Origin of the sequence: Micromonospora sp. MP36 (assembly GCF_008119785.1) — a bacterium.
Lineage (GTDB): Bacteria > Actinomycetota > Actinomycetes > Mycobacteriales > Micromonosporaceae > Micromonospora.
This window is the reverse complement of record NZ_VSFA01000044.1, coordinates 22,115-38,900: the sequence shown is the minus strand read 5'-3', so window position 1 is coordinate 38,900 and position 16,786 is coordinate 22,115. Positions and strand designations below refer to the sequence as shown.

Below are 16,786 nucleotides of genomic sequence, written 5' to 3'. Positions count from 1 at the left end.
GCCGGGCGGCGGACCGCCCGGCGAGCCGCTCGGTCAGCGGAAGGCGGCCACGTTCCGCGCCGCCCAGTCGGCGAAGGTACCTGGCGCCCGGCCGAGCAACCGCTCGACGTCCGGGCTGACCCGCTGCTCGGCCGGTGACGGCGTACCCAGGATGCTGAGGGTGGTCGCCACGACGGGCTCGGGCATGAACGGCAGCATCCGCTCACGCGCCTCGGCGTGGCTCAGTTCCACGAACCGAACCGGTTCACCGAGGGCCTCGCCGATCGCCGCCGCCTGCTGGCGGGGCGTGACCGGCGCCGGACCGGTCAACTCGTACGTGGCGGCGCCGTGGCCGTCCCCACGTAGTGCGACGGCGGCGACCTCGGCGACGTCGGCCGGGTCGACGAACGGCAGCCCGACGTCCCCGAACGGCGCGGCCACCATCCGGGCCCCGCGTACCGCCTCCGCCCAGGCGAGGGTGTTGGTGTGGAATCCGCTCGGCCGCAGCACCGTCCACTCCAGCCCGGATGCCCGGACCGCCTCCTCCACGTGCGGGGGGTAGCGCCGGGTGCCCACGCCCTGGGAGGACAGCAGAACCACCCGCCGCACGCCGGCGTCGCGTGCGGCGGCGAGGAGGTCACCCGGGTCGGTCGTCAGCAACTCGCCGGTGAGCAGCAGGAACAGCGCGTCGGCGCCGTCGAACGCCGGCTTCAGGCCGGCCGGGTCGGTCAGGTCGGCCGGGACGACTCGTACGCCGGGCGGCTGCTCGGCCGGCGCGACCTGCCGCGACACGGCGGTCACCTGCTCGCCGGCCGCCGCGAGCGCCCGCACCAGCGGCCGTCCGACATTGCCCGTCGCCCCCGTCACCACGATCATGATCTGTTCCTCTCGATGTCTTGTCTGGACACCGAAGACGCTAATCGCCTGCGTATAGTAGGTACCTAGAGGAAAGTAATGGCCTGGGAGGCGAAGGTGACCAGCACCACCGCGCCGATGTCCCCGGCGGAGCTCGACCCGGAGCTGGCCTGCCCGATCGCGCCCGTGGTCGACATCGTGTTCAGTCGCTGGACCACTCCGATCCTCTGGGCACTGCACGAGTACGGGCGGCAACGGTTCGTCGAGCTGGAACGCCGGCTGGCCACCATCACCCCCAAGGTGCTCACCCAACGGTTGCGGCAGCTGGAACGCGACGGCCTGGTGGTGCGCACCTACCACGCGGAGGTCCCGCCCCGCGTCGAGTACGAGATCAGCGAGCTGGGCCGCAGCCTCGCGCCGCTGTTCGCCACCCTCGCCGAGTGGTCGGCCACCAACCTCGACCTGGTCGACCGGGCCCGGCGCGACTACGACGCCCGGCAGCGGGGCACCGGCCGGCGCTGACCTTCGCCGGCGTCGGTCACGCCGGGGACATCACCTCGTAGAGGTTGCCGGAGTCGTCCCGGAAGAACAGCCCCCGGGCGCACAGTGGATGGTCGGTTCGCCCGTTGTCCGGTGCGCCGGGCTCGCTGCCGTACGGCACCCCGCCCTGACGCAGCCGGGCCAGGATCGCGTCGAAGGTGTCCGGGTCCACGTCGAAGGCCAGGTGGTGGCCCTCGGGCGCGGGCACGCTCATGAAATCCAGGGTGAGCTGGTCGTTGACCCGTACCGGGGCGAAGTGGCCGGTGCGCCCGGCCGGCGGCAGCACCGGCAGCCCCATGACGTCGGCGAAGAACCGGGCCGCCGCCCGGTGGTCCCGAGCCGGGACGATCGTGTGGTTGAGGGTGACGCTCATCGGTTTTCCTCCGGGCCGGCCGGCGCGAGCGCGCCGTGCAGGAACAGGTCGACCAGTTCGGCCGGGGTCGGCGCGGCGCCGGCCAGTGGGGTGCGGCTGGGCACCAGGACGGCCAGGAACAGGACGGCGAGTTGGTCGGCGGGCAGCCGCAGCCGGTCCCCCTCGGGCGCGAACAGCGCGGCGACGGCGGCCCGGACCGCGTCGACCGATTCCTCCCGGCCCGAAGCGCGGTCGCGGACCGGCGGGACGTCGCGCTGCCCGCGGCCGGGGCGGCCGGCGGCGTGGGCGGCGGCGAGCACCGCGCCGATCCGGTCGAGGTGCGCGCGCAGGGCCGTGGCGGCGGCGGTGAGTCGGTCGCCGAGGGGCTGCGTCAGGGGGATCGCGGCCAGGTCGGCGAGCGCGGCCCCGGGGTGCAGTGCCTCGGCGACGCAGGCGTCGAGCAGGGCGTCCTTGTCGGGGAAGGCGCGGAAGACGGTCGCCTCGCCGATGCCGGCGGCGCGGGCGACCTGGGCGGTGGTGACCGCCGCGCCGTGGGTGGCGAGCAGCGGCAACGCGGCCCGCACGATCATGGCCCGGCGCTGGTCGGGGCTCATGCCGGGCGCGCGGCGCCGGTGGGGGGCGGGATCGGTCATGCCACCCAGTCTGCGGAGTGAGTACTCACTCCGTCAAGAGCGGCGCCGGCGCGAACTTCGAGGACTCCGTGGCGGGTCAGCTGCGGCGGCGGGCCCGGGCGGCCCAGATGACGTACGCCGGGTCACGGTCGAGGTTGTGCCGGTCCCGGTCGTAGCGGCGGGTGGTGCGCGGATCGGCGTGCCCCATCGCGTCCTGCACGTCCTCCAGCGGCACCCCCTCCGCGCGGGCGGTGGTGGCGAACGCGTGCCGCAGCGAGTGCGGGGACAGTTTCGCCCAGGCCGGGATCCCGGCGGCCCGGGCGAGCCGGCGCACCAGGCGGAACACCGCGTGCCGGTCGAGCCGGGCGCCGGTGGCGGTGACCAGCAGCGGGCCGGTCAGCTCGGGCACGGTCACCCCCTGCGCGGCGGCCCGGGCGGCCAGGTAGGCGTCCAGGGCGTACGCCGTGCCGGGGGTGAGCGCGCGGCGACGGACCTTGCCGCCCTTGCCGACGAACCGGACGCTGCGGTGCCCGCGTTCCGCGCCCAGGTCGGTCAGGTCCAGCGAGATCAGCTCGCCGACCCGCAGGCCCAGGTCGGCCAGCAGGGCGATGGCCGCCCGGCTGCGGGCGGCGGTCGGACCGCTGTCCGCCTCGGCGGCCGCGAGCAGCGCGTCGACCTCCTCCGGGGTCAGGCCGACGGTGGCGGAGTGGTCCCGGTCGACCCGGGGCCGGTCGGCGGCGGCGACCGGGTTGGCGTCGACCGCGCGCAGCTTGACCAGGAAGTCGTACCAGCTGGACAGGGCCGACAGCCGGCGCGCGACGGTGGCCGGGGTGAGCGGCCGGCCGCTGCGCACGGCCAGCGTCGCCTCCAGCTCGCGACCGTAGGCGTTGACGTCGAGGAAGGTGGCCCGCAGCGGGTCGAGGCCACGGCCGGCGCACCAGCTCAGCCAGCCGGCCACGTCCCGCCGGTACGCGTCGCGGGTGTGCTCCGACAGCCGGCGGTTGCGCAGCCACGCCTCGGTGAAGTCGGCCGGCCCGCCGTCCAGGGCGGAAAGCACCGACCCGCGGGGCAGCACCTCGGGACGCAACATGTGAGAAAGGCTCTCAGCCGACGGGGTGAATCGCGACGAGGCGCGCCCGACGAGGATCCGACGAACGTCACACCGGCTCCTGCGGGTCGGCGTCGCCGACCGGGCCGACTGTGCCCGCCCACCGGCCGGCCACCAGCGGTTTTCCGGGCCGGGATACCGTCGGCGGGTGCGTGCCAGCCGCCTGGTGTCCCTGCTGCTGCTCCTGCAGACCCGGGGGCGGATGACCGCCCAGGAGCTCGCCGACGCCCTGGAGGTCTCCGTCCGGACCGTCTACCGGGACGTGGAGTCGCTCGGCGCCGCCGGCGTCCCGGTGTACGCCGACCGGGGCCCGGCCGGCGGGTACCGGCTGCTGGAGGGCTACCGGACCCGGCTGACCGGGCTGACCGCGCCGGAGGCGGAGGCGCTGTTCCTGGCCGGGATGCCCGGCCCGGCCGCCGAGCTGGGCCTCGGGCCGGTGATGGCCGCGGCCGAGCTGAAACTGCTCGCCGCTCTCCCCGACGAGCTGGCCGACCGCAGCGGTCGGGTACGGCAGCGGTTCCACCTGGACGCGCCCGGGTGGTTCCGCCAGCCCGAACCCACCCCGCACCTGGCCGCGCTGGCCGGGGCGGTGTGGGAGGACCGGCTGGTGGAGATCCGCTACCGGCGCTGGCGGGCCCCGCGCGAGGTGACCCGGGTGGTGGCCCCGCTGGGGGTGGTGCTCAAGGCGGGCCGCTGGTATCTGGTGGCCCGGTGCGGCGAGCAGTTGCGCACCTACCGGGTCGGCGCGGTGCTCGACGTGGTGGTGCGGGACGAGCGGTACGCGCGGCCGGCCGGCTTCGACCTGGCCGACTACTGGCGGGAGTGGACCGCGCGTTATGAGCGGGACGTCTACCGCGGGCAGGCCCGGGTGCGGATGACGGTGGCCGCGCTGGAGTTCACGCAGCACGTCTTCCCGCCCGAGATGAGCCGGGCGGCCCGGGCGGCGGCCGGCGAGCCGGACGAGCACGGCTGGCTGGAGACCACCGTGCCGATCGAGTCGGTGAAGCACGCCCACACCGAGATGCTCAAGCTCGGCGCGGAGGTGGAGGTGTTGGCGCCGGCCGAGCTGCGGGAGCGGCTCACCGCCACCGCCCACGCCCTGGCCCGGCTCTATCCGGGGCGGACGCCGGTGGGGGTGTCCGCCCCGGATAGAGCCACCGGAGCCGACGACCAGCACTGACCTCTGCTGGGGCCTGGTCAGGCGCTGATCTGCTTGCGGCCGTTGCCGTTGGCGGTCGTGGTGACGCTGATCCGACGCGGCTTGGCCCGATCGGCGATCGGGATGCGCAGAGTCAGCACCCCGTTGTCGTAGCCGGCCTCCAGCTTGTCGGTGTCGAGAGTGTCGCTGAGGAAGAGCTGCCGGGTGAACGTGCCCATCGGCCGCTCGGCGGCGATCAGCTCGACCTTGTCCCCGGTAGGCCGGCGTCGCTCGGCGCGGACCGTCAGCACGTTGCGCTCGACCGTGCAGTCGATGCTGTCCGGGTCGACGCCGGGCAGGTCGAATGCGGCGTAGAAGTAATCGCCGTCGCGGTACGCGTCGAGGTGCATGACCGCCGGCCGGGCGGTGGTGCCGAAGAACTGCTCGGCGAGCCGGTCGATCTCACGGAACGGGTCGGTACGCATCAACATGGCCGTGCCTCCTCGGTTCTCCTAGCCGAAGATGTTCAAGTTGAGTCGAGCTGACTCAAGTCCTCGATTTCTTGTTTTAGCGCGGGGCGACGGCCTCGTCAACCCGGGCCGGCAGGAGCTTCTCGAACCAGTGCTGGGCGTACGGGCCCCCGGTGAAGGCGGGAATCTCGACGTAGCCGTGCCGGGCATAGAGGGCGCGAGCCTCGACCAGGTCGGCGCGGGTGTCCAGCCGGATGCGGTCCGCCCCGGCCGCCCGGGCGTGCGCCTCCACGGCGGCCAGCAGCGCGGCCCCGCCGCCGGTGCCGCGGTACGCGGGGCGGACGTAGACCCGGGTGAGTTCCGCCCAGCGGGGGCGCCAGCGCAGGCCGGCGCACCCGGCGAGCTGCCCGTCGTGGCGGGCCAGCAGGAGCAGCCCGGTGGGCGGGGCCAGGTCGTCGCTGGGCATCTCGGCCAGCGCCTCGGTCACCTCCGCCGGCCGTTCCGGGCGGCCGTGCCAGCGGCGCACCATCTCCGCCATGTACTCGCGCAGCACGGTCGCGGCTTCGGGGATGTCGGGTGGGGTGGGGCAGGTCGTCCAGGTCGTCACCGCTCGATCCTCACCGCGCCGTCAACCGGCTTTTCGGGGCCGGAGCCGGCGCACCGGCGGGGAGCGGGTCGGGACGTCGAAGCGCCGCCCCGGGTCGAGGCTTGTCGGGTCGTCGGGCTGGTCTGCCTGCGCTGCTGGGGCGGCGTCGCCAGCTCCCGCGACGACGGCAGTTTGCGCCGGCCTCAGGCGGGCACGGCGGCGGCGAAGTCGACGTCGGCGGTGTCGACGATGCCCGCGGTCCGGCCGGGCGCCGTCTGGTACTGCCAGTACAGGTTCGTGTGGGCGATGACCTTGTCGGGCGTGGGCGCGCCGTACGGCGAGAGGTCCTCGGTCGTGTGGGCGTCGCCGACCAGGGTCACGTCGTAGCCGCGGGTGAGCCCGCCGTGCAGCGTCGAGCGGATGCACGCGTCGGTCTGCGCCCCGGCCACGAAGAGCCGGCCGATGCCGCGCTCGGCGAGCACCGCCTCCAGGTCGGTGTCTTCGAAGGAGTCGCCGTACGTCTTCTGCACCAGCGGCTCGGAGTCGCGCCGCACGAGCTCCGGCACGTACTGCCACGTCTTGCTGCCGGTGGGTAACTGCTCGCTGTTGTGCTGCACCCAGACGACGTCGACGTCGGCGGCGCGCGCCTTGTCGACCAGCGTGGCGATGTTCGCGACGACCCGGTTCCGGTCGTACGCGTGCCGCACGACGCCGTTCTGCACGTCGACGACGAGCAGGGCGGTGTGCGGTCGGTCGTTGAGCGTGGTCATGGGGCCTCCCGGACATGCGCAGGGCCTGCGCGTGCTGATCTGCGGGCCACCCTAGACAGCCCCACCGACAGGGGGCGTGGATCAGGGCCGGGCCGGCGGGCCCTCGGCGGCGAGGGCGACGCGGCGCAGCAGATCCGACAGCAACCGCCGTTCCTGCGGCGTCAGCGCGCCGAGCACCCGGTGTTCCTCGTCGCCGACCACCCCCAGGGCGCGCCGCCAGGCCGCCCGGCCGGCGTCGGTCAGCTCGACGTCGACCCGCCGCCGGTCCACCGGGGAGGGGATCCGCCGGACGAAGTCGCGGCGGACCAGCGCGTCCACCCGGGCGGTGATCGAGGCGGGCGCCATGCGCAGGTCGCTGGCGATCTCGGAGGGGGTGGCCCGGCCGCCGCGCCCGGCCAGGGCGTGCAGGGTGCCGTACTCCTTCTCCTGCAGGTCCATCTCGGCCAGGGCCCGGTCCTTCACCTCGCGCAGGTGCCGGGTGAGGACCGACATCCGGGTGACCGCGCCCTCCACGTCGGGATCCAGGTCGGGCAGGACGGGCAGCCAGCGCGCCACGTGCTCATCGGTGCGGTCGCGGTCGATCACCCGTCCACGGTACGCCGTCAACAAAATATTCGTTGTCGAAAGATTCGACGTCGAAGTATCCTGCCGGAGTGACACATCCCCTCCGGCTCCGCGCCTTCCGCCTGCTCTTCCTCGGCCGTACCGTCTCGGCCCTCGGCGACGCCGTCGTCCCCACCGCCCTGGCCCTGGCCGTGCTCCGCGCCACCGGCTCAACCGCCGCCCTCGCCGTCGTCCTCGGCTGCGCCATGGTGCCCCGGCTGCTGCTGCTCCCCCTCGGCGGCGTGGTCGCCGACCGGTTCGACGCCCGCCGGGTGGCCATCGTGACCGACCTGGTGCGCTGCGCCGCCCAACTGGTCGTCGGCGTCGAACTGCTCGGCGACGCCCCCGCGCTGGCCCACCTCGCGGTCGCCTCCGCCGTCGGCGGCGCGGCCTCGGCCTTCGCCATACCCACCGCGTCCCCGCTCGTCGCCGGCACCGTCGACGCCGAGGGGCGGCAGCGGGCCAACGCCCTGATGGGCGTCACCGCCAACGCCAGCCGGCTCGCCGGGCCCGCCCTGGCCGGCCTGCTGATCTGGACCGCGGGCCCGGGCTGGGCCTTCGTCCTCGACGCCGCCTCGTTCGCGGTCAGCGCCGCCGTGCTGTCGGTCATCCGGGTCCGGCACGTGGCCGTCCCGCACCGGTCGCTCCGCGCCGACCTGCTGCTCGGCTGGCAGGAGGTCCGCTCCCGCGACTGGTACTGGAGCAGCCTGCTCGCACACGGCGTGTGGAACGGCGCCGCCGCCGTGCTGCTCACCGTCGGCCCGGTGGTCGCCGTGGACCGCCTCGGCGGGGAGGGCGTCTGGGTGCTGCTGCAGCAGGGCGGCGCGGTCGGCCTGCTGCTCGGGTCGCTGCTCGCCGCCCGGGTACGCCCCGCCCGGCCGGTGCTGCTGGGCAACCTGGCCCTGGCCACGTACGCGGCACCGCTGCTCCTGCTCGCCGTCGCCGCACCCGCCCCGGTGAGCATCGCCGCGTACTGCCTCGCGCTGGTGGCGCTGGGCTTCCTCAACCCGGTCTGGGAGACCGTGGTGCAGGGCCAGTTCCGGCCCGACGTGCTCGCCCGGGTCACCTCGTACGACTGGCTGATGTCGCTGGGCGCCATGCCACTCGGGTACGCCCTCGCCCCGCTCGCCGCCCGCGCCTGGGGCCCGTCGACACCGCTCGCCGTGGCCGGCGTGCTGGTGCTGCTCGCCTGCGCCGGCACCGCCGCCGTGCCCGGCGTACGCCGGCTGCGCTGGCCGGTCGACGCCCCGCCGGAGCCCGTCGAGCAGGTGCCGGCGGGGCGCTGACCCGAGCGGTCAGAGCCGGTGCCCGGTCGTGGCGTCCACGTGACCGGGCACCTCGTCGTGCCGGTCCCCCACACTGGACGTGCCGGACGGCTCGAACATGAGGATCGAGGCGCCGTCCGGCGCTGACGGCCGGTGCGCCACCCCGCGCGGCACCACGAACACCGCGCCGCGCGGCAGCACCACCTCCCGCTCGGCACCGTCCGCGCCGTCGCGCAGGGCGATGCGCAACTCCCCGTCCAGCACCAGGAAGAACTCGTCGGCGTGGTCGTGGGAGTGCCAGACGTGCTCGCCGGCCATCTTCGCGATCCGGACGTCTTGACATCCTCTCCCGCCTAGGGCCGGGAGATTCCCGTTTCCAGCGCTGTGCGTCGGCGGCGCTGGGTGGGTGGTCGACAGGGCACCTTTCGATCCCTGTCCCGGACTGCCCGCCCGGTGTGTGGGGGCGCCGCCTCGGCGGCGTCCCTGACGTTGATCGCGGCGTTCACGTCGGCGTTGGCCTGGTGTCCGCAGGACCCGCACCGGAACATCGCTTGGCTTTCACGATTGTTCCGGTGCGTGTTCCCGCAGCGGCTGCACCGCTGGGAGGTGAACGCGGCTGGCACCTTCACGATCCGGGTGCCAGTGGTACGTGCACGATTGGCCAAGGCCACCTCGAACAGACCCCAGCCCTTGTCGAGGATCGCCCGGTTCAGCCCGGCCTTCGCGGCCACGTTGACGCCGGGTTCGACGATGGTGCCCTTCGCGGTGGCGGTCATAGCCTTGATGCCGAGACGTTCAAGCTTGACGACCGCGTGCTGGGTGCAGAGCCGGTTCGCCGCCCACATCACAAAGTCTCGACGCCGGTTACGGGCCTTCGCCGAGGCTCGGGCGATCTCCGCACGGACCTTACGGGCACGGTTCGAGGTCTTCGCGCCGCACTGGCGGCGAGCCGTCTCCTGCCGGCCAGCCTTCGACTTCAGCCTGGCCAACTCCCGCCCTTGACCAGGTGAGGTGAACGTGCGGTTCCACATGCGCCCGTCGGACATAGCCAAGGCGACCTTCACGCCACGGTCGACACCCACAACTGTGCCGGGCCGGGCGTGCGCCTCGGGCGTGGTGACGCCGGCATGGACGCCGAAATTGACGTGCCAGGCAACACCGTCGAAGGACACCACCGCGTTACGGACCGCGCCGCCCAACGGGCGGGACCAGCGGAACTTGACATCGCCGATCTTCGGCAGGCTGACCACGCCCCACCGGCGGTTGACCCGCCGCACCGCAATCGCCTGACCCGGAAACGGCACCGACAACCGCGCCGACCTACGCTTGCGTGTCGGCGCCCCGGCGGGGTGCTGCGGATCCCACCAGTTGCGGTACGCCTGATCCAGTTGGCGCAACACCTGCTGACCGGACTGCGCCGGCAGGTCCGCGACCCAGTCGAAGTCCTTACGCGCCTGCGTCAAGGAGGCGCACTGCGCGGTTACCCCGAGGGTGATCTTGCGCTGGTGCCACGCGAACTGGCGCTGCTCCAAAGCGGTGTTGTACAGCCAGCGGCACGTGTGCCCCCACGAGGTCAGGCGCTGCGCCTGTTCCTCGGTGGGGTACAGCCGGTATCGCCGGCCACTGTCCGCTTTCACACCCCTCATTCTAGGCATGGCTTCATGGCCACCGATGACCCGCTTCGCACTGGTAGACAATGGTTTCCTGCTTCACGCCCGTTTGGTTTCGTCACGAAGTACCAGGCGAAGGTCTTCACCGACGAATAGCCTGCACTACCTCGAACAGGTGATGCGGCAGGTGTGAGTGCTGGTCGAGTTCAACGGCGCAGACAACTACGCCCACCTCCTGGTGTACTTCCCACCCAAGGTGGCACTGTCGAAACTGGTTAACTCCATCGAGGGCGTGTCCTCCAACTACCTCCGCCGCGACTTCCCCGGCATCCGCCGCTACTACTGGCGGGGCGCCCAGTCCATCGTCGCGCACCGATCACAGGGAACGGTGCATGACGTGCAGTCCCACCCGGCCCAGGCTCGGGTGCGCGAACGCCTCCGGCACCGTGCCGATCACCGCGAACCCGAGCCGCCGGTACAGCTGCACGGCCGCCTCGTTGCTCTCCACCACGGCGTTGAACTGCATCGCGGCGTAGCCCTGGTGGCGGGCCCAGTCCAGGGCGTACTCGGCCAGGGCCCGGCCGACGCCGCGGCCCCGCGCGTGGGCGGCGACCATGAAGCTGGCGGTGGCCACGTGCGCGCCGGGCCCGGGTCGGTTGGTGCCCATCTTCGCGGTGCCGAGCACCACGCCGTCCGCCTCGGCGACGACGGTGTGGCCGGGCGGCCGCTCCACCCACACGTCGTACGCGACCTCCGCGGGCCACGCCGGGTCGTACGGGAAGGTCTCCCCGGCGGTGATGACGTCCTCGACGATCGGCCACACCTGCGCCCAGTCGGCCTCGGTGAACTCGCGGATCCGCATGCCGCGCACGCTAACCGGCCGGTCCGCCCCGCGGCGACCCGGTTTCCGGCATCACCCGTACCCGAACTGTGACCCGCCGGCCAGCCGGGCGGGACCCCGCGCGGCGCCGGCCGCGCCCATCATGGACGCATGGTCGATTCCGCCACCGACCTGGATTCCCGCGACGCGCCCCTGGTGTCGCCCGCGCCGCCGCGCGGGCCCCGCACCGTCGGGCCGTGGCTGGTCGGCGGCGCCGTCAGCGCCGTGCTGCTGCTGCTCGCCGGCCGCTACGGCTACCACCGCGACGAGCTGTACTTCCTGCTCTGCGGCCGGCACCTCGACTGGGGATACGTCGACCAGGGCCCGCTGGTGCCGGCCCTGGCCCGGCTGATGGACACCGTCGCGCCGGGCAACCTGGTGCTGCTGCGTACGCCGTCGGCGCTGATCGCCGGCGCGGCGGTCGTGGTGGTCGCGGCGATCGCCCGGGAGTTCGGCGGCGGTCGGGCCGGGCAGCTGTTCGCCGCCTTCCTCGCCGCGGTGGCGGGCATCGTGCTCGCCCCCGGGCACCTGCTCAGCACCACCACCGTCGACCTGCTGGTCTGGCTCGTCGCGGCCTGGTGTGCGGTGCGCATGCTGCGCACCGGCGACACCCGTTGGGCGCTCGGCGTCGGCCTGGCGCTCGGCGTCGGCATGCTGAACAAGCTGCTGCCCGCCCTGCTCGCCGTGGGTCTGCTGGCCGGGGTGGCCGTCGGCGGGCCGCGCCGGCTGCTGCGCGACCGGTGGGTGTACGCCGCCGCCGGCATCGTCGTCGTGCTCGCCGCGCCGTACCTGCTCTGGCAGGCCACGCACGGTTTCCCCCAGCTGTCCGTGGCGTCCTCGATCGCCGGCGGCGACAGTTCCTACAGCGGCCGCCTCGACGCGCTGCAGTTGCAACTGGTCATCATCAGCCCGGTCGCGGTGCCGGTCTGGATCGCCGGCCTGGTGGCGCTGCTGCACCGCCCGGCCTGGCGGGCGTACCGGGCGATCGGCTGGGCCTGGCTGGTGGTGTTCGCCGTCGTGCTGCTCGCCGGCGGCAAGGGCTACTACGACGCCCCGCTGCTGCTGGTGGTCACCGCCGCCGGCGCGGTCGTCACCGCCGAGTGGGCCGGCCGCGGCGCCGTGCCCGCCCGGCGGACGCTGCTCGCCTCCGGCGCCGCCGTGGCGGTGACCGGCAGCGCCGTCCTGCTGCTGCCCACCCTGCCGGCCGACCGGCTGCCCGGCTTCGTGGTCGACGTCAACTACGACGCCGGCGAGACCATCGGCTGGCCGGCGTTCGCCGACTCGCTCGCCGCGGTCCACCGCGGCCTGCCACCCGAGCAGCGGACGCGGGTGGTGATCCTGACCGCCAACTACGGCGAGGCGGGCGCGGTGGCCCGGTACGGGCCGCAGCGCGGCCTGCCGCGGGCCTACTCGGGGCACAACAGCATGGCCGGATTCGGCCGCCCACCGGAGGACGCCGACGTGGTGATCGCGGTCGGCTGGGCCCGCCCCGACCAACTCCGGCGCTGGTTCACCGAGGTCACCGAGACCGGCCGGATCGACCAGCGGGTCGACGTCGACAACGACGAGAACGGCCTACCCGTCTATGTCTGCCGGGGGCTGCGGCGGCCGTGGTCGCAGATCTGGGACACCGAGGTACGCCACGCGGGCTGATCATATTCCGACACGCTCGCCGAGCATGATCGCTACAGTTGCGCCCCGTGACCGCCGCCCCCGTCTCCCACCGGTTCACCCGGGCCGGCTCCCCGACCGTGGTGTTCGTCGCCGGGCTCGGCGATCCCGGCGACGCAGCGGCCACGACATCCACCACGACGAACCCGACCTCGTGGCCGGCGATGCTGAGAGGGATCCGGGATTGACCGACACCAGGACCAGGCTGCTGACGGACCTGCGGCGGATCGAGGACGACGACTACCGGCTGCGCCCCGGTGAGCAGGAGGCGGACCTCGTCCCGGCGCTGCTGGCCCACCTCGGCGATCCCGCACCGGAGCTGCGCGACGAGCTCGTGTACCCGACCTTCCGCGCCTTCATCACGGATGGCCGGCTCACCGAGCAGGAGCTGCGTACCCTGCTCGACACGCTGATCGACGACCGGCACCTCTTCCACGGCATCGGCGGCTTGGGTGACCCGAGCGTGTTCACCCGCACCTTCAGCATGCTGGTGGTCGCGCTGGTGCTGGAGCGGCACCGCCGTCGCCCATTCCTCGCCGCCGACCAGTTCGCCCGGGTACGCGACGCCCTGCTGCGCTACCACGGCCAGGAACAGGACCTGCGCGGGCTCGTCGACGAGGGCGGTTGGGCGCACGCCGCCGCGCACGGCGCGGACGCCCTCGACGAACTGGTCCGCTGCCCGGAGGCCGACCCGGCCACCTGCCGCGCCGTGCTGGACGCGCTGCGCGGCCTGCTGCACAACGGCGCGACGATCTTCGCCGACGAGGAGGACGAGCGGATCGCCACGGTCGTGGACGCGCTCATCGAGCAGTCCTTGCTGCCCGCGCAGGAGATCGCCGAGTGGCTCGGCGGCCTGGCCGACCGCGCCGACCAGCCGAGCAGCCGCGCCCAAATGGTGGCCCGGACCAACACGAAGAATCTGCTGCGCAGCCTGCACTTCCGGCGACCCCGCACCGGGCCGCTCGCCGCCGCCATCCTCGCCGCCGAGGCGAGGGTGAACAGCTTCCGGGCCGACTGACGCCGCCCGCCCGGGGGATCGAGGCCGGACCGGGACGGCGGTGAATACTTGTCGGCATGCTCTGGGGTGTCAGCGGTCCGATCTTCCTCCTCGACTATGTGGCGGGGGTGGCTGGAGCCCTCGCGATCGCCCTGTCCGTGCGGGCGCTCGTCGGGTGGCGGACCCGGGGCGAGCCGCTGTCGGCCGTCGACCTGGCCTATCTCACCGACCGGGCGGGACTGGCCTGCCAGGTGGGCGTGGCGGCGCTGCGCCGAGCCGGAGTGGTGCACCTCGGCGAGCTGGCCACCCTGTCGGTGGACGGGCCGCCACCGTCCGGATCCGCCCCGCTGGTGCGCGCCCTGCACGCCGCGCTGCGCCGGCCGCAGACCTGGGCCGCCGTGCTCGCCGACCCCGGCGTGGCCCGCGCGCTGCGCCGGCTGGTGGGCCGGCTGGTCCGCGACGGGTGGCTACTCACCCCGGGGCAGCGGCGGCGCCTGGCGCTGGGCACCCTGCCGCTGTTCGCGGTCGCCGCGGTCGGGGTGACCCGGCTGGTGGACAGCGCGGTCGAGGGGCGCACGGCCGGCGGGCCGGCCTCCGTGGTGGGCCTGCTGCTGTGCTGCCTGGCCACCGTGCTCGGCGGCTGGTGGCTGTGCGAGGTGCCGGAGACCGGGGCGGCCGCCCGCCGGCTGCTGCGCCGGCACCGCCGCACGTACGCCGAGCTGGCGCCGCAGCGGCGGCCCGCGTGGAGCGAGCGGGGCACCGAGGACCTGCTGACCGCGATGGCGGTGTTCGGGCCCCGCCCGCTGCTCGCCGTCGACCCCCGCTTCGCCGAGCTGGTCGGGGTCGACCCCGAGCGCACCCGACCCCGGGAATACGCGAAGACCGCACGCTGACCCTCGCCACGGCCGGACCGCGCGGCACGTCTTCCGGCTCGCCCGCCCGGCAGTATGATCTGAGTATGACGAAGCGGGTGACGGTCAGCCTGCCGGACGACGTCGCGGCCTACCTGGAGCGGGAAGAGAACGCCTCGGCAGCGGTCACCGACGCGCTGCGCGCTCGCATGGACCGGGCCGCCGCGACCGCCGCGATGCTGCGGGCGGTCGGCATCGACGTGACGGACGACGGCGTAGCAGGCGTACGCGGCAAGCTTTCTCCCCTCACCGCTGAGCAGCGGGCGGAGAACGCCCGGCGTCGCGCCATGCTCCGGGACGGCACCTGGCCCGACGCCGATTCCACCACCGCTGCCTGATGCCCGCCGGCGACATCGAGATCCGGGCGATCCTGGACACCTCCGCCATGCTGTCCTACTCCCGCGGCCACGTGCACGTCGGTGAGCTGCTGGTCGACATCGCGGACGAGGGCGCCTACGTCGGCCTGCCCACCGTCGCGCTGCTCGAGGCGTACGCGCAGACCAGTGATCGGCCCGCCGCCGCCCGGCTCGGCGTCCTGGCCACCCTGCCCGGCGTGACGGTGCTGCCGCTGTCCGCCCCCGATGCGGCCCAGGCCGCCACCACGGTGCGCCTGACCAAGGGCGACCTCGCCCGCGCCCACGCCGTGTGGGCGGCACTGAAGCACGACGCCTACTACCTCACGTGCGAGCCGCACCTGGTTCCGGCGGTCATCGCTGCCGAACTGGTCCATCAGATCCCCGTCCACGACGCCTGACCGGCCCGTCCCTGGCGGGCACCGGCCGCGCTGCCGCGTGCCTCGCCACCCATCAGCGCAGTTCCTCGGCGAGCCGGATCACCCGCGCCAGCTCCTTCACCTCCGCGTCCTCGCTGGCGGCGGCCGCCTCCTCGGCGATCGTCGCCAGGTCACCCAGGCGCACCTCCCGGCCGTACGGGCCGCCCTGCAGCGCCTGGGCGAAGTAGGCCGCCGCGTAGCAGGTCCGCAACCGCGGCGACGCCGCGCCGAACGCCCGGTTCAGGTCGCCGACGGTCACCGACCCGTACGTCTCGGCGGCCTTGCGGTCGTGCGGATCGGTCCAGCGCACCTGCACCCGGGCGACCCGCGCCGACGGGGACGCCTCGTCGGCCAGCCGCACCGCATACAGCGCCGTGACGCTGTGCCCGGGGCCGACCTCGCCGCCGTCGACCCGGTCGTCGCGGAAGTCCTCGTCGTCGATCGCCCGGTTGTCGTACCCGATGAGACGGTAGGACCGCACCACGCTCGGTTCGAAGCTCACCTGCACCTTCGCGTCCAAGGCCCGGACGCTCAACGTCGCCGGCAGCTGCCGGACGAACACCTTCCGCGCCTGGGCGCGCTCGCTGGCGTACACCACGAAGCCGTCGCCCTTGTCGGCCAACTGCTCCATCAACTCGTCGCCGTACTCGCTGCCGACGCCCACGCCGAGCAGGGCGATCTGCTTCGCCGCCTCGTCGCGCACCCGACGCAGGATCGGCTCCGCTTCGGTCCGGCCGGCGTTGGCGAGCCCGTCGGAGAGCACGATCACCCGGTTCGTCGCGCCGGACCGGAACCCGTCGCGGGCCACCCGGTAACCGAGCACCAGGCCGGCCTCCAGGTTCGTGCTGTCCCGCGTACGGAGCGAGTCGACGGCGTCGTGCAGCTCGTCGGCGTCGGAGACCCGGGTCATCTCCCGGATCACCCGGGCCTCGTCGCTGAACTCGACGATCGCGATGGAGTCGGTGCGACGCAACTGGTCCACGAGGGTGTGCAGCGCGTCCTTCACCAGATCGAGCCGGCCGGGTTCGCCCATCGATCCGGAGACGTCGACGACGAAGGTGAGGGCGGCGTCCGGGCGGCTCTCCTCGTCCTCCACGCGGGTCTGCAGTCCGACCCGCATCAACCGGACCTCCCCGGCCGTCTCGTGGGTGTCGGGCAGTCGGGCGCCGTCGACGTGTACGGCGAAGCCGTCGCCCGCGGGCTCGACGTAGTCCTGCCGGAAGGAGTTCACGAACTCCTCGGGCCGCACCGCGGTGCGCTCGGGAAGTTGCCCGTCCATGATGAGCCGGCGGGCGTAGCCGTAGGAGGCGGTGTCGACGTCGACGCCGAAGGTGGAGCGCGGGTCGTCCTCCGTCGCCGTTTCGTTCCCACCCGACCGGGGCGTGCCGTCGTGCTGGCGGACCGGCCCGTGCGCGGAGTCGCTGCGCTGCCCGCCTCCGGCGGAGCAGGCGGTGACCGTCATCGTGAGGGCGAGCGCCGCCAGCGGCAGCCATCGTCGCATGTGGACCATCGGTTCCTCCCGGGCAGGCTGGGGCGGGCGATCCGGCGCAGCGCGTCGGATCCGTCCCGGTCATTGACGCAGCTGGACAGTCCGGCGGATCCCGTCGTAGCCGAGCCGATACGCAAGCGTGAACGTCGTGACCGTCC

The 16,786-nt window shown here is 73.8% G+C and carries 21 protein-coding genes and 1 pseudogene; 10 read left to right on the top strand and 12 right to left on the bottom strand.

What is annotated here, in order from left to right; genetic code table 11:
* Nucleotides 1–33: 33 nt before the first annotated feature.
* The gene (locus FXF52_RS24810; protein WP_148800629.1) at nt 34–855 is read right to left on the bottom strand and encodes an SDR family oxidoreductase; all 822 of its coding nucleotides are present in this window, start codon (nt 853–855) and stop codon (nt 34–36) included.
* 96 nt (nt 856–951) lie between these two features.
* On the opposite strand from FXF52_RS24810, the gene FXF52_RS24805 reads away from it, so the two are divergent.
* On the top strand, nt 952–1,356 hold the full coding sequence (locus tag FXF52_RS24805) for a helix-turn-helix domain-containing protein (RefSeq protein ID WP_255472307.1): 405 nt from the start codon (nt 952–954) through the stop codon (nt 1,354–1,356).
* 16 nt (nt 1,357–1,372) lie between these two features.
* Here FXF52_RS24805 and FXF52_RS24800 read toward each other — a convergent pair whose 3' ends face one another.
* The 3 genes from FXF52_RS24800 to FXF52_RS24790 all read right to left on the bottom strand — a co-directional run bounded on the left by FXF52_RS24800 (nt 1,373) and on the right by FXF52_RS24790 (nt 3,448).
* The gene (locus FXF52_RS24800) at nt 1,373–1,747 is read right to left on the bottom strand and encodes a VOC family protein (protein WP_148800627.1); all 375 of its coding nucleotides are present in this window, start codon (nt 1,745–1,747) and stop codon (nt 1,373–1,375) included.
* The gene (locus tag FXF52_RS24795) at nt 1,744–2,379 is read right to left on the bottom strand and encodes a TetR/AcrR family transcriptional regulator (RefSeq protein WP_222870646.1); all 636 of its coding nucleotides are present in this window, start codon (nt 2,377–2,379) and stop codon (nt 1,744–1,746) included. Before FXF52_RS24795 ends, FXF52_RS24800 begins: the two co-directional genes overlap by 4 nt.
* Nucleotides 2,380–2,455: 76 nt before the next feature.
* Nucleotides 2,456–3,448 carry a tyrosine-type recombinase/integrase gene (locus FXF52_RS24790; protein ID WP_148800625.1) on the bottom strand — a complete coding sequence of 331 codons (993 nt, stop codon included), beginning with the start codon at nt 3,446–3,448 and terminating at the stop codon, nt 2,456–2,458.
* A 166-nt stretch (nt 3,449–3,614) separates the two neighbouring features.
* Here FXF52_RS24790 and FXF52_RS24785 point away from each other — a divergent pair, with 166 nt between their 5' ends.
* Nucleotides 3,615–4,646 (top strand): YafY family protein, encoded by a 1,032-nt coding sequence (locus tag FXF52_RS24785; protein WP_148800623.1) that lies wholly within the window; start codon nt 3,615–3,617, stop codon nt 4,644–4,646.
* Between the two features lie 17 nt (nt 4,647–4,663).
* Here the strand turns inward: FXF52_RS24785 and FXF52_RS24780 are convergent, their stop codons facing one another.
* The 4 genes from FXF52_RS24780 to FXF52_RS24765 form a co-directional block, all read right to left on the bottom strand.
* Nucleotides 4,664–5,095, bottom strand: a complete 432-nt coding sequence (locus FXF52_RS24780; protein WP_148800621.1) for an Hsp20/alpha crystallin family protein — start codon at nt 5,093–5,095, stop codon at nt 4,664–4,666.
* Between the two features lie 76 nt (nt 5,096–5,171).
* On the bottom strand, nt 5,172–5,681 hold the full coding sequence (locus FXF52_RS24775) for a GNAT family N-acetyltransferase (protein ID WP_148800619.1): 510 nt from the start codon (nt 5,679–5,681) through the stop codon (nt 5,172–5,174).
* A gap of 182 nt (nt 5,682–5,863) precedes the next feature.
* Complete coding sequence (locus tag FXF52_RS24770; RefSeq protein ID WP_148800617.1) at nt 5,864–6,430, bottom strand: isochorismatase family protein; 567 nt, start codon at nt 6,428–6,430, stop codon at nt 5,864–5,866.
* Between the two features lie 81 nt (nt 6,431–6,511).
* On the bottom strand, nt 6,512–7,015 hold the full coding sequence (locus tag FXF52_RS24765; protein WP_148800615.1) for a MarR family winged helix-turn-helix transcriptional regulator: 504 nt from the start codon (nt 7,013–7,015) through the stop codon (nt 6,512–6,514).
* Nucleotides 7,016–7,083: 68 nt separating this feature from the next.
* On the opposite strand from FXF52_RS24765, the gene FXF52_RS24760 reads away from it, so the two are divergent.
* A complete protein-coding gene (locus tag FXF52_RS24760; RefSeq protein ID WP_222870645.1) occupies nt 7,084–8,319 on the top strand; it encodes an MFS transporter in 1,236 nt (411 codons plus the stop codon).
* Nucleotides 8,320–8,328: 9 nt separating this feature from the next.
* On the opposite strand, the gene FXF52_RS24755 is transcribed toward FXF52_RS24760, so the two are convergent.
* The gene (locus FXF52_RS24755) at nt 8,329–8,616 is read right to left on the bottom strand and encodes a cupin domain-containing protein (protein ID WP_148800611.1); all 288 of its coding nucleotides are present in this window, start codon (nt 8,614–8,616) and stop codon (nt 8,329–8,331) included.
* 35 nt (nt 8,617–8,651) lie between these two features.
* Entirely contained in the window at nt 8,652–9,944 is a 1,293-nt protein-coding gene (locus FXF52_RS24750; protein WP_255472312.1) for a transposase, read from the bottom strand.
* Between the two features lie 157 nt (nt 9,945–10,101).
* On the opposite strand from FXF52_RS24750, the pseudogene FXF52_RS24745 reads away from it, so the two are divergent.
* Nucleotides 10,102–10,248: pseudogene (locus tag FXF52_RS24745) on the top strand (transposase); the annotation flags it as partial.
* A 36-nt stretch (nt 10,249–10,284) separates the two neighbouring features.
* On the opposite strand, the gene FXF52_RS24740 reads toward FXF52_RS24745, so the two are convergent.
* Nucleotides 10,285–10,770: a GNAT family N-acetyltransferase gene (locus FXF52_RS24740; RefSeq protein WP_148800608.1), complete on the bottom strand. Its 486-nt coding sequence runs from the start codon at nt 10,768–10,770 to the stop codon at nt 10,285–10,287.
* Between the two features lie 129 nt (nt 10,771–10,899).
* On the opposite strand from FXF52_RS24740, the gene FXF52_RS24735 reads away from it, so the two are divergent.
* From FXF52_RS24735 to FXF52_RS24715, 6 genes are all read left to right on the top strand, one after another.
* The gene (locus FXF52_RS24735; RefSeq protein ID WP_148800605.1) at nt 10,900–12,441 is read left to right on the top strand and encodes a glycosyltransferase family 39 protein; all 1,542 of its coding nucleotides are present in this window, start codon (nt 10,900–10,902) and stop codon (nt 12,439–12,441) included.
* A gap of 47 nt (nt 12,442–12,488) precedes the next feature.
* A complete protein-coding gene (locus tag FXF52_RS43270) occupies nt 12,489–12,647 on the top strand; it encodes a hypothetical protein (protein WP_255472305.1) in 159 nt (52 codons plus the stop codon).
* Nucleotides 12,644–13,477, top strand: a complete 834-nt coding sequence (locus tag FXF52_RS24730; RefSeq protein WP_255472304.1) for a DUF2785 domain-containing protein — start codon at nt 12,644–12,646, stop codon at nt 13,475–13,477. Before FXF52_RS43270 ends, FXF52_RS24730 begins: the two co-directional genes overlap by 4 nt.
* A 56-nt stretch (nt 13,478–13,533) precedes the next feature.
* The gene (locus tag FXF52_RS24725; RefSeq protein ID WP_148800602.1) at nt 13,534–14,349 is read left to right on the top strand and encodes a TIGR04222 domain-containing membrane protein; all 816 of its coding nucleotides are present in this window, start codon (nt 13,534–13,536) and stop codon (nt 14,347–14,349) included.
* A 65-nt stretch (nt 14,350–14,414) separates the two neighbouring features.
* Complete coding sequence (locus FXF52_RS24720) at nt 14,415–14,705, top strand: hypothetical protein (RefSeq protein ID WP_148800600.1); 291 nt, start codon at nt 14,415–14,417, stop codon at nt 14,703–14,705.
* Nucleotides 14,705–15,121, top strand: a complete 417-nt coding sequence (locus tag FXF52_RS24715) for a type II toxin-antitoxin system VapC family toxin (protein WP_148800598.1) — start codon at nt 14,705–14,707, stop codon at nt 15,119–15,121. The genes FXF52_RS24720 and FXF52_RS24715 overlap by 1 nt, the downstream gene beginning before the upstream one ends.
* A gap of 52 nt (nt 15,122–15,173) precedes the next feature.
* Here the strand turns inward: FXF52_RS24715 and FXF52_RS24710 are convergent, their stop codons facing one another.
* A complete protein-coding gene (locus FXF52_RS24710; protein WP_187413673.1) occupies nt 15,174–16,649 on the bottom strand; it encodes a von Willebrand factor type A domain-containing protein in 1,476 nt (491 codons plus the stop codon).
* Nucleotides 16,650–16,786 lie beyond the last annotated feature (137 nt).